The following is a 10,475-nucleotide window of genomic DNA, read 5'->3' as shown; positions in this document are numbered from 1 at the left end:
TACGGCGTGTCCTGCAAGCCCACACCGCCCCGCCATCCCACGGAATGCCTGCTTTTGCCGTTGCTGTTGCCTTGGCTTGAAGCCTCTGCAGGTGCAGGGCCGCAGGCCCTGCCGAACCACCCTCACTCCGCGACGTGCTCGACCTGCCGTGGCTCCGGCTTGGTATCGGGCAGCTGCCAGAAGATCATCGTCGAAGTCAGCGTGATCGCGCCCACGCACAGGAACGTCGCATGCAGCGCCGCGGTCGCGCTGTTGCTGTCCAGGTGGTTGCCGAACGCGGCCAGCAGGCTGCCCGCAGCGGCGGCACCGAAACCAGCGGCGAGCATCATCACCATCGACAGCAGGCTGTTGCCGGAACTGGCGAATTCGCGGTCCAGGTCGCGCAGGGTCACGGTGTTCATCACGGTGAACTGCAGCGAATTGACCGCACCGAAGAACGCCAGCTGCAGCAGGCGCCACGCCAGGTGTTGGCCCGGTGTCATCAGGATGAAGCTGGCCATCGCCAGGCCGACCAGCACGGTGTTGACCATCAGCACGCGGCGGTAGCCGTAGCGCTCAACCAGCTTTACCGCCAGCTTCTTCGACACCATGCCGGCCGCTGCCACCGGCACCATCATCAGGCCGGCGTTCATCGGGCCCAGGCCCAGGCCGACCTGTAGCAGCAGCGGGATCAGCATCGGCATGGCGCTGCTGCCGATGCGCGAGAACAGGTTGCCGAGGATACCGATGCGATAGCTGGGCACGCGGAACAGGGCCAGCGAGAACAAGGGAGCGGTGGAGTTGGCGGCGTGCAGCCAGTAGCCCACCAGCGCAGCCAGGCCGGCCACGGTCATCAGCATCACCAGCGCATGTGGCGTGCCGAGTCCAGAGATGCCGTCCAGCGCCAGTGACAGCACCACCATCGCGAAGGCCAGCATGATGTAGCCACGCAGGTCGAAGCGGGTGCGATGGCTGGCGTAGTGGTCGGGCATGATCTTCATCGCGGCGATGAAACCGATCACGCCGATCGGCAGGTTGATCAGGAACACCCAGTGCCACGAGGCGATCTCGACCAGCCAGCCACCCAGCGTGGGACCGATCAACGGGCCGACCAGCGCGGGGATGGCGATGAAGCTCATCGCACGCAGGAAATCCTCGCGCGGCACCGAACGCATCACCGCCAGGCGACCGACCGGCAGCAGCATCGCACCGCCGATGCCCTGCAGCACGCGCGCACCGACCAGCTGGTGCAGGTGCTGGGCCAGCGCGCAGGCCAGCGAGCCGAGGGTGAACAGGATGATCGCCACCAGGAAGGTGCGGCGGGTGCCGTAGCGGTCAGCGATCCAGCCGGAGGCGGGAATGAAGGTAGCCACCGCCAGCGCATAGCTGAACACCACCGACTGCATCTGCAGCGGGCTTTCGCCCAGGCTGGCGGCCATCGCCGGCAACGCCGTGTTGACGATGGTCGAGTCCAGCATCTGCATGAAGATCGCCAACGAAACCAACCACAGCAGGGGGCGCTGGCGGTTGTAGGTCGATGGCGATGTGGACATGGGGCGCGGCCGGTGCAGCGTGGGGGAGACCATGATCGCGCACTGCGGGTCACGGCGCGATCAACATCGCGCCGCAACCGCATGCGCAAGGTTCAGCGCTGGCTGTGCGCGTGCACCGCGTCGACCAGCACCTGCACGTGCGCCGGGTCCATGTCCGGCGACATGCCATGGCCAAGATTGAACACATGGCCCTCGCGCGAACCACCGTTGCCCGCGGCATAGGTGTCGAGCACGCGTGCGGCAGCGGCGGCGATCGCATCCGGCGAGGCGTACAGCGTGGTCGGGTCGAGGTTGCCCTGCAGGGCAACGCGGCCACCGGTGCGGCGCATGGCCTCGTCCAGGTCCAGCGTCCAGTCCAGGCCCAGCGCATCGGCGCCGGTCTGCGACAGCGCTTCCAGATGCAGGCCGGTGCCCTTGCCGAACAGGATCAGCGGCGTGCGCTCGCTGCCTTCGCCACGCTCCAGGCCCTCGGCAATGCGCTGCAGGTAACGCAGCGAGAACTCGCGGTACATCGACGGCGACAGCACGCCACCCCAGGTGTCGAACACCTGCAGCGCCTGCGCACCAGCCGCACGCTGCGCGCCGAGGTAGGCGATCACCGCTTCAGTGGTGACCTCCAGCAGGCGGTGCAGGGCCTGGGGGTGGTTCAGCGCCATCGCCTTGATGCGCGCAAAGTCCTTGCTGCCGCCGCCTTCCACCATGTAGCAGGCCAGCGTCCACGGGCTGCCGGAGAAGCCGATCAACGGCACCTGGCCATCCAGTTCGCGGCGGATCAGGCGCACCGCGTCCATCACATAGCCCAGGTCCTGTTCCATGTCCGGCACGGCCAGCCTGGCGATGGCCGCTTCATCACGCACCGGGTGGCGGAACTTCGGGCCTTCGCCTTCGACGAAGTACAGCTCCAGGCCCATCGCGTCGGGAATGGTGAGGATGTCCGAGAACAGGATGGCCGCGTCCAAGGGGAAGCGGCGCAGCGGCTGCAGGGTGACCTCGCAGGCGATCTCCGGATTCTTGGCCATGGCCAGGAAGCTGCCGGCCTTGGCCCGGGTCGCGCGGTACTCCGGCAGGTAGCGGCCGGCCTGGCGCATCAGCCAGACGGGGGTGCAGTCCACCGGTTCGCGGCGCAGGGCGCGCAGCAGGCGATCATTGCGGAGAGGGCTGGTCACGATGGGCATTCCTTGGACGAAAGTTGGCAGCGGCGTCAGTCGCCGTGCGAAAGGATCTGGAAGCCGCGATGCAGTTCGGCATCGCGGGCCTTCTCGAAAGCATGGCGGGCTTCGTCGGCCTGCAGGAACAGCTCGCGCCGCAGCTGCGAGCGGGCACCGACACGGCCGCTTTCGCGCAGCAGTTCCCAGCCGCCGAACAGATCCGGCTGCAGGCTCAGGCGCAGGAAGCGCGGTGCCTGCGCACCGGCGTCGGGATGTTGCAGGTAGACGTGCATGGCGCCGATTGTATCGCCCCGGGGCGGCACGGACCTGTAGAGCCGAGCCCACGCTCGGCTGCGCTTCATGCCGCAGCACAATCCGTCAGCGCCGGGCCATGCCCGGCGAACGCGGAAAGGTCAGCCCGCGCCCAGCACCTTCAGCACAGCCTTCTCATCCACGTCCGGCACCACCTCGGCACGGCCCATGCCGCGCCACAGCACCAGGCGCAGGCGGCCGGCCACGTTCTTCTTGTCCAGCCGCATGCGGCCCAGCAGGGCCTGCGGGTCGAGCCCGGCAGGGATCGCCACCGGCAGCTGCAGCTTTTCCAGCAGCGCCTGCAGGCGCACGCGGTCGGCATCCTCGGCCAGGCCCAGGTCGGTGGACAGCTTCGCCGCCAGCACCATGCCCACGGCCACGGCCTCGCCATGGTTCAGTGCATCGCGGCCCGGGGCCGAATAGCCCTGTTCGGTCTCGATGGCATGGCCAAAGGTATGGCCGAGGTTGAGCAGGGCGCGCTCGCCCTTCTCGAACGGATCGCGCTCGACGATGGCAGCCTTGTGCCGGCAGCTGCGCGCGATGGCTTCGGAAAGCACGTGGTCTTCGCCGGCGATCAGCGCATCGGCATGCTGCTGCAGCCATTCGAAGAACACGGCATCGCCCAGCGCGCCGTACTTCACCACTTCGGCCAGGCCGGCACGCAGTTCGCGCGGCGGCAGCGTAGCCAGCACGCGGGTATCGGCAATGACCGCGCGCGGCGGATGGAAGGCGCCGACCAGGTTCTTGCCGGCCGGAATGTCGACCGCGGTCTTGCCGCCCACCGACGAATCGACCATCGCCAACAGGGTGGTCGGCAGCTGCACGCAGTCCACGCCGCGCATCCAGCAGGCGGCTGCAAAACCGGCGAGATCACCGACCACGCCACCGCCGAGGGCGAACACGCAGGCGTCGCGGGTGGCGCCAAGCGCGGCCAGTGCTTCGATCGCACGGCCGAACTCGGCCAGGGTCTTGGAGGCTTCGCCTGCGGCCAGCACGTGCTCGCCGACGATCAGGTCGGGGCGTGCGGTCAACAGCGTCTGCTTCACGGCGTCCAGATAGCGTGGGGCCACTTCGCTGTCACTGAGCAGCAGCACGTGGCGGCCGCGAACATGCGAGGCCAGCGCAGCGCCGTCGGCCTGGGCACCGGCGCCGATGGTGATGGTGTAAGGGCGGTCGCCGCCAACGGCGACCTGCAGCAGGGCGGGGGAAGTCATGCGGTCAGGTCCTGGCGCTGCCATTGCGTGGCCAGCTTGACCACCAGGTGGGCGGTCGCGTCGGCAGCGGTATACGGGTCGGTATCGAGGGTGAGGTCGGCCAGTTCGCGGTACAGCGGGTCGCGGTGTGCGGCCAGATCGTGCAGCACCTGCTCGCGGTCCGGGCGCTGCAGCAGCGGCCGGCCCTTGTCGCGGGCCAGGCGTTCCAGCTGCGCGGCCACGCTGACCCGCAGGTAGACCACGAAGCCGCGCTGGGCGATCAGTGCACGATTGCCAGGATCCAGCACCGCGCCGCCACCGGTGGAGACCAGCTGGCCGCGGCCTTCCAGCACGCGCGCAAGCGCCTCGCGTTCATGGCTGCGGAAGCCGGCTTCGCCGGAGTGCTCGAAGATGGTCGGGATACTGGCGCCGGCGGCATCAACGATGGCCTGGTCGACGTCGACGAAGTCCAGCGTGAAGCGCTCGGCCAGGCGGCGGCCGATGCAGGTTTTGCCGGCGCCCATCGGGCCGATCAGGATCAGGTTCGGAGCAGGATTCATGCTCTCTGATGCTAACACCTCCGTGCCCTGGCCTTTACGTTCTTCACGTCAGGGTAGGCGTTCCTGCGGGGTCTCCCGCGCCAGCCGGAGTACAGGCCATGACGGTCGCCAAGGTCATCGAAATCACCGCCTCCTCGCCGAAAAGCGTGGAGGACGCCGTGCGCAGCGGGCTGAAGAAGGTCTCCGAGACGGTCAAGGGCATCCAGGGCGCCTGGGTGAACGAGACCAAGGTGGTCACCAATGGCAGTGGCGAGATCACCGAATGGCGGGTCAACCTGCGGGTGACCTTCCTGGTGGAATAGGCGCGCTCAGCGCACGTCCTGCACCTGTCGCTGGCCGTCCAGCACCACCACGTGGTCGGCCAGAGCGGGCAGGGCACGCAGCGCCTGGCGGCTGACCCGCTCGTAATACTGCACGAAGCGCTCCAGCTGTGGCCGGCTCATGCCGTGCCGGCCCGGCTGCGCGGCCTGCAGGTTCTGCTCCTGCTGCCAGCGCCAGCGTGGTACCACCGAGAAATCCGGTGGCTGCAGGAACCACAGGCGGTCGCAGCGCTGCCACAGCGCCGGATAGTCGCGGGCCAGCGCCTGGTTGCACCAGCGCCGCCAGCGGCCATCGGCGTCGGCCTCGCGTTCCAGCGCGTTCAACGGGCTGTCCAGCGCGTCGTCATCCTGCGCAGGCGTGCCCAGGAACCAGCCTTCGAACACCAGCAGGTCCAGCGGTTGTTGCAGCTGCGGCCATTGCGCTTCGGGCAGGCGTTCATCGGCCAGCTTGTCGAAGCGCGGCATCGCGAAGGGCTGGCGTGCGGCCACTGCATCCAGTACCGCGTGGGCCAGCGGCAGGTCATGGGTGCCAGGCGGGCCTCGGGTGATCAGCAGTGGGTGCACCTGGCGGGCCAGCCGTTGGCGCTGTGCGCGGGTCAGGTAGACATCATCGATCGACAGCGTGGCTGCGCTCAGGCCGCGTGCCTGGGCGCGGGCCACCACCTGCGCGGCCAGCGTCGATTTGCCGCTCCCCTGCAGGCCGCTGATCGCCAATACTGGAACTGCTGCGCCGCTGCCCAGTGCATCGTCCAGTACCTGTTCGGCCAATGTTTCGGGGAATCCTTTCACCTGGGGCATATACGCAGCAGCGGCCATGCAGCCACAATAGCCCAATCCGTGTGAGAAGAACGCAATCATGAGCGACCTGTACGCCGAAGCCCTGTCCACGTTTGCCGGCCTGTTTGAAGAGGCCAAACAGAGCCGCGAGGTCGAGCCGAACGCGATGACCGTGGCCACTGCCGATACGCACGGCCGCCCCTCGGCACGTACCGTGCTGCTGAAGGCGTTCGATGAGCGTGGCTTTGTCTTCTACACCCATCTGGACAGCCACAAGGGCCAGGAACTCCATGCCAACCCGCAGGCCGCGCTGCTGTTCCTGTGGCGCAGCCTGCGCGAGGCCGGCATCCAGGTGCGCATCGAGGGGCGCGTGGAGCAGGTGGCCGACGCCGAAGCCGATGCCTATTTCGCCAGCCGTCCGCGGATGAGCCAGATCGGCGCCTGGGCCTCGCAGCAGTCGAAGACGCTGGCAACGCGTGAAGAGTTCGACGCGCGCGTTGCCGGGATCGAAGCCCGCTTCGAAGGCAAGGACGTGCCGCGCCCGGAGGGTTGGAGCGGCCTGCGCGTGGTGCCCGACCGCATCGAGTTCTGGTACGGCGCGCAGTTCCGCCTGCACGAACGCTGGTGCTATGAAGCCGGTGCCGAAGGGCGCTGGAGCAAGCGCCTGTTGTATCCGTAAGTCGGGGCGGTGCCGGGGCTGCGGTAGAGCCGAGCCCATGCTCGGCTGTTGTCCCTGCAGAAGCAGCCGAGCATGGGCTCGGCTCTACAGACCCTCCGCGCGCAGCCAGCGCCATAGCGTGGTGCGTGATACGCCCAGCGCCTGTGCCATGCCCTCGCGGTCATTGCGATGTTCCTGCAGCAATGCTTCCAGCTGCGCACGCGGCGGGCGTTTGCCGTTACTTTCCAGCGGCAGTGCCGTCGCGCCTTCGCTTGCCAGCTCGGGCGCAAGCTGCAGCAGTCGCGAAGCATCAATAGGCCCTTCAGCCGGCTGCCAGTGGATGCGCAGGCGATCCACCAGATTGCGTAGTTCACGCACGTTGCCGGGCCACTCGGCCGTGGTCAGTACCGCCAGTGCATCCTCATCCAGTGGTGCGTCAATGCCACGCAGCTGGCGGAAGAAGTGCTGCGCCAGCAACGGGATGTCACCGCGCCGGGCACGCAGCGAGGGCAGGGCAATGCGCAGCGCTGCCAAGCGGTAATACAGATCGCGACGGAAGCTGCCTGCTGCTGCGCGCTGCTCCAGCGATTGCAGCGTGGCGGCTACCACGCGCAGGTCGACCGGCGTCGGTTCGGTGGCACCCACGCGCAGCACTTCACGTTCTTCCAACACCCGTAGCAGGCGGGTCTGCAACGGCAGCGGCAGCTCGCCGATCTCATCCAGGAACAAGGTGCCCCCGTCTGCGGCTTCAACCAGGCCGACGCGTCCGCCGCGACGTGCGCCGGTGAAGGCACCATCGCTGTAGCCGAACAGTTCTGCCTCCAGCAGCGATTCGCTGATCGCACCGCAGTTCAGCGCGACGAAACGCCCACGACGACCACTTACGGCGTGCAGCTGGCGCGCGACCAGTTCCTTGCCGGTGCCGGTTTCGCCACTGACCAGCACGGTGCTGTCGTGCGGTGCATAGAGCGCAATCTGTGCGCGTACCTGTGCCATCGCATCGCTGTCGCCGAGCAGTTCATGCGCGTCGCCACGTACTGCCGGGCGCCGGCGTGGGGTGGATCGGTTGCCACTGGAGCGGGCCAGCGTCTGGGTCAGTTCCAGCGCATGTTCGAACGCCTGCCGCACCGAGTCGGCCGAGTACAGCAGCACGCCGGGCAGGCCGGCCTGTTCGGCGTGATCGATGGCCATGCCGGTGCCGACGATCACTTCGATGCCATTGGCGCGCAGGTCGGCAATGCAGTCGCGCGCATCCTCGCGGGTGACGAAACGGCGATGCTCGATATCCAGGCCGAAACTCTGCTGGAAGTTGCTGAACACCGGTACGTCGCTGGCGTGGGTGACCAGGCCGATGCGGCTGGCGATCCGTCGTGCCCGGGCCAGCGCTTCCATCAGGTCGAAGCCGTTGGCCTGGATCGGCACCAGCGGCAGCTCCAGCCGGCCGCGCAGCCAGGCCGCGTTGGAGCCACCGGCGATCACCACGTCGCAATGCTCACGGCGCAGGCGCTGCCCGATCACATCCACCGCTTCCTCGAAGCCGAGGTTGATCTGTTCGATGCGCGCGCGGCGGTCGAACTCGGGAATGACGTCGCCGAGCAGGCCGGTCAGCCGCGAGACACTGACCGTCCAGATCACCGGGCGGCCGGGGTCGGCATCGGTGTGGCGCAGGGGCGAGCGGGGCAGATACATGGTGGCTCGGACCGGGAAGGGTGTTTCATGATACATCTGTTTCAGTGTTTCATATGTTTCACTGATGCGGGTCAGTCATGCCCGTGAAATCAAGCGCTTGCAGGTTGGCATGGTGTTTGCGCCTACACACACGTTCTCCAACCTGGATTGCCGCATGACCGCTTCCACTCCTTTCTCTGCCGGTGCCCGCTTCCGTGAGGCGCTGGCTGCCGAATCGCCGCTGCAGGTGATCGGCGCGATCAACGCCAACCACGCCCTGCTGGCCAAGCGCGCCGGCTTCCGCGCCATCTACCTGTCTGGTGGCGGTGTTGCCGCCGGCTCGCTGGGCCTGCCGGACTTGGGCATCAACACCCTGGAAGACGTGCTGGTGGACGTGCGCCGCATCACCGATGTCTGCGACCTGCCGCTGATGGTCGACATCGATACCGGCTTCGGCCCGAGTGCGTTCAACATCGCGCGCACCGTGAAGTCGCTGATCAAGGCCGGCGCGGCCGCCTGCCACATCGAGGACCAGGTTGGCGCCAAGCGCTGCGGTCACCGTCCGGGCAAGGAGATCGTGTCGCAGGGTGAAATGGTCGACCGCGTGAAGGCGGCCGCCGATGCCAGGACCGATCCGGACTTCTTCCTGATCGCGCGCACCGACGCCATCCAGGTGGACGGCGTGGACAAGGCCATCGAGCGCGCCATCGCCTGCGTCGAGGCCGGTGCCGATGGCATCTTTGCCGAGGCCGCCTACGACCTGGAGACCTACCGCCGCTTCGTCGACGCGGTGAAGGTGCCGGTGCTGGCCAACATCACCGAGTTCGGCGCCACCCCGCTGTTCAGTCGCGATGAACTGGCGTCGGCCGGTGTTGCCATCCAGCTGTTCCCGCTGTCGGCTTTCCGCGCCGCCAACAAGGCCGCCGAGAACGTCTACCAGGCGGTGCGCCGCGATGGTCATCAGCGCAATGTGGTGGAGACCATGCAGACCCGCGAAGAACTCTACGACCGCATCGGCTACCACGCGTTCGAGCAGCAGCTCGATGCACTGTTCGCCGCCAAGAAATAAGCAGTACCCTGCACCATCAAGTTTTCGGAGGGAAACATGAACGATACGACCGCAACCCCGACCTTCAAGCCGAAGAAGTCCGTCGCCCTGTCCGGCACCGCTGCCGGCAACACCGCGCTGTGCAGCGTGGGCCGCAGTGGCAACGACCTGCACTACCGTGGCTACGACATCCTGGACCTGGCCAACACCAGCGAGTTCGAGGAAATCGCCTACCTGCTGGTGCACGGCAAGCTGCCGACCCGCGCCGAGCTGGTTTCGTACAAGGCCAAGCTGAAGTCGCTGCGTGGCATCCCGGCTGCGGTGAAGGCCGCGCTGGAAGAGTTGCCGCCGTCGGCACACCCGATGGACGTGATGCGCACCGGCGTGTCCGTGCTCGGCTGCGTGGCGCCGGAGAAGGACGACCACAACCATCCGGGTGCGCGCGACATCGCCGACAAGCTGATGGCCTGCCTCGGTTCGATGCTGCTGTACTGGTACCACTGGAGCCATAACGGCCGCGCCATCGATGTGGAAACCGATGACGACTCGATCGGTGGCCACTTCCTGCACCTGCTGCACGGCGAGAAGCCGCAGGAGTCGTGGGTGAAGGCGATGCACACCTCGCTGATCCTGTATGCGGAACACGAGTTCAACGCCTCGACCTTCACCTGCCGTGTCATCGCCGGTACCGGCAGTGACATGTACAGCGCGATCTGTGGTGGCATTGGTGCCCTGCGCGGTCCGAAGCACGGTGGCGCCAACGAAGTGGCGTTCGAAGTGCAGAAGCGCTACGACACCCCCGATGAGGCCGAGGAAGACATCAAGGCCCGCGTCGAGCGCAAGGAAGTGGTGATCGGTTTCGGCCACCCGGTCTACACCGTCTCCGATCCGCGCAACAAGGTGATCAAGGACGTGGCCCGCGAGCTGTCCGAAGAACAGTCCAGCATGAAGATGTACGACATCGCCGAGCGCCTGGAATCGGTGATGTGGGACATCAAGAAGATGTTCCCGAACCTGGACTGGTTCAGCGCCGTCAGCTACCACATGATGGGCGTGCCGACCGCGATGTTCACCCCGCTGTTCGTGATCGCCCGCACCGCCGGCTGGAGCGCGCACATCGTCGAGCAGCGCATCGACGGCAAGATCATCCGCCCGAGCGCCAACTACATCGGTCCGGAAGACCGCGACTTCGTCGCCATCGACAAGCGCGTCTGATCCACCTGCTGTACCCATCCGGCCGGCCGCGTGCCGGCCGGATG

At 67.1% G+C, this 10,475-nt stretch carries 11 protein-coding genes; 4 read left to right on the top strand and 7 right to left on the bottom strand.

Annotation, left to right across the window (positions count from 1 at the left end):
- Positions 1-122: 122 nt before the first annotated feature.
- From mdtD to G5A07_RS15275, 5 genes are all read right to left on the bottom strand, one after another.
- Entirely contained in the window at positions 123-1,532 is a 1,410-nt protein-coding gene (mdtD, locus tag G5A07_RS15295; protein ID WP_010482759.1) for a multidrug transporter subunit MdtD, read from the bottom strand.
- Positions 1,533-1,624: 92 nt separating this feature from the next.
- A complete protein-coding gene (gene hemE, locus G5A07_RS15290) occupies positions 1,625-2,707 on the bottom strand; it encodes a uroporphyrinogen decarboxylase (RefSeq protein WP_019336385.1) in 1,083 nt (360 codons plus the stop codon).
- Positions 2,708-2,733: 26 nt separating this feature from the next.
- Complete coding sequence (locus G5A07_RS15285; RefSeq protein WP_019336384.1) at positions 2,734-2,973, bottom strand: WGR domain-containing protein; 240 nt, start codon at positions 2,971-2,973, stop codon at positions 2,734-2,736.
- A gap of 120 nt (positions 2,974-3,093) precedes the next feature.
- Positions 3,094-4,206 carry a 3-dehydroquinate synthase gene (gene aroB / locus G5A07_RS15280; RefSeq protein ID WP_191863547.1) on the bottom strand — a complete coding sequence of 371 codons (1,113 nt, stop codon included), beginning with the start codon at positions 4,204-4,206 and terminating at the stop codon, positions 3,094-3,096.
- The gene (locus G5A07_RS15275; RefSeq protein WP_010482764.1) at positions 4,203-4,745 is read right to left on the bottom strand and encodes a shikimate kinase; all 543 of its coding nucleotides are present in this window, start codon (positions 4,743-4,745) and stop codon (positions 4,203-4,205) included. The genes aroB and G5A07_RS15275 overlap by 4 nt, the downstream gene beginning before the upstream one ends.
- Positions 4,746-4,843: 98 nt before the next feature.
- Between G5A07_RS15275 and G5A07_RS15270 the strand changes: the two genes are divergently transcribed.
- Positions 4,844-5,047 (top strand): dodecin family protein, encoded by a 204-nt coding sequence (locus tag G5A07_RS15270; RefSeq protein ID WP_005410663.1) that lies wholly within the window; start codon positions 4,844-4,846, stop codon positions 5,045-5,047.
- Positions 5,048-5,053: 6 nt separating this feature from the next.
- Here G5A07_RS15270 and G5A07_RS15265 read toward each other — a convergent pair whose 3' ends face one another.
- On the bottom strand, positions 5,054-5,881 hold the full coding sequence (locus G5A07_RS15265; protein WP_191863546.1) for a kinase: 828 nt from the start codon (positions 5,879-5,881) through the stop codon (positions 5,054-5,056).
- A gap of 40 nt (positions 5,882-5,921) precedes the next feature.
- On the opposite strand from G5A07_RS15265, the gene pdxH reads away from it, so the two are divergent.
- Positions 5,922-6,521 (top strand): pyridoxamine 5'-phosphate oxidase, encoded by a 600-nt coding sequence (gene pdxH, locus G5A07_RS15260; protein ID WP_049435253.1) that lies wholly within the window; start codon positions 5,922-5,924, stop codon positions 6,519-6,521.
- A gap of 84 nt (positions 6,522-6,605) precedes the next feature.
- Here pdxH and prpR read toward each other — a convergent pair whose 3' ends face one another.
- The gene (gene prpR / locus G5A07_RS15255; RefSeq protein ID WP_049410405.1) at positions 6,606-8,189 is read right to left on the bottom strand and encodes a propionate catabolism operon regulatory protein PrpR; all 1,584 of its coding nucleotides are present in this window, start codon (positions 8,187-8,189) and stop codon (positions 6,606-6,608) included.
- Positions 8,190-8,343: 154 nt separating this feature from the next.
- Here prpR and prpB point away from each other — a divergent pair, with 154 nt between their 5' ends.
- Both prpB and prpC read left to right on the top strand, forming a co-directional pair.
- Positions 8,344-9,237 (top strand): methylisocitrate lyase, encoded by an 894-nt coding sequence (prpB, locus tag G5A07_RS15250; RefSeq protein WP_191863545.1) that lies wholly within the window; start codon positions 8,344-8,346, stop codon positions 9,235-9,237.
- Between the two features lie 36 nt (positions 9,238-9,273).
- The gene (prpC, locus tag G5A07_RS15245) at positions 9,274-10,431 is read left to right on the top strand and encodes a 2-methylcitrate synthase (RefSeq protein WP_010482770.1); all 1,158 of its coding nucleotides are present in this window, start codon (positions 9,274-9,276) and stop codon (positions 10,429-10,431) included.
- Positions 10,432-10,475: the final 44 nt, after the last annotated feature.

It is taken from the genome of Stenotrophomonas sp. AS012628, assembly GCF_010608305.1.
Lineage (GTDB): Bacteria > Pseudomonadota > Gammaproteobacteria > Xanthomonadales > Xanthomonadaceae > Stenotrophomonas > Stenotrophomonas geniculata.
Note: the sequence above shows the minus strand (reverse complement) of the source record. Positions and strands in the feature narration are given on the sequence as shown.

What these genes read in the sequence shown, in the direction of transcription:
- mdtD (WP_010482759.1), bottom strand. Translation starts at nt 1,532, where the DNA reads ATGTCCACATCGCCATCGACCTACAACCGCCAGCGCCCCCTGCTGTGG.
- hemE (WP_019336385.1), bottom strand. Translation starts at nt 2,707, where the DNA reads ATGCCCATCGTGACCAGCCCTCTCCGCAATGATCGCCTGCTGCGCGCC.
- G5A07_RS15285 (WP_019336384.1), bottom strand. Translation starts at nt 2,973, where the DNA reads ATGCACGTCTACCTGCAACATCCCGACGCCGGTGCGCAGGCACCGCGC.
- aroB (WP_191863547.1), bottom strand. Translation starts at nt 4,206, where the DNA reads ATGACTTCCCCCGCCCTGCTGCAGGTCGCCGTTGGCGGCGACCGCCCT.
- G5A07_RS15275 (WP_010482764.1), bottom strand. Translation starts at nt 4,745, where the DNA reads ATGAATCCTGCTCCGAACCTGATCCTGATCGGCCCGATGGGCGCCGGC.
- G5A07_RS15270 (WP_005410663.1), top strand. Translation starts at nt 4,844, where the DNA reads ATGACGGTCGCCAAGGTCATCGAAATCACCGCCTCCTCGCCGAAAAGC.
- G5A07_RS15265 (WP_191863546.1), bottom strand. Translation starts at nt 5,881, where the DNA reads ATGGCCGCTGCTGCGTATATGCCCCAGGTGAAAGGATTCCCCGAAACA.
- pdxH (WP_049435253.1), top strand. Translation starts at nt 5,922, where the DNA reads ATGAGCGACCTGTACGCCGAAGCCCTGTCCACGTTTGCCGGCCTGTTT.
- prpR (WP_049410405.1), bottom strand. Translation starts at nt 8,189, where the DNA reads ATGTATCTGCCCCGCTCGCCCCTGCGCCACACCGATGCCGACCCCGGC.
- prpB (WP_191863545.1), top strand. Translation starts at nt 8,344, where the DNA reads ATGACCGCTTCCACTCCTTTCTCTGCCGGTGCCCGCTTCCGTGAGGCG.
- prpC (WP_010482770.1), top strand. Translation starts at nt 9,274, where the DNA reads ATGAACGATACGACCGCAACCCCGACCTTCAAGCCGAAGAAGTCCGTC.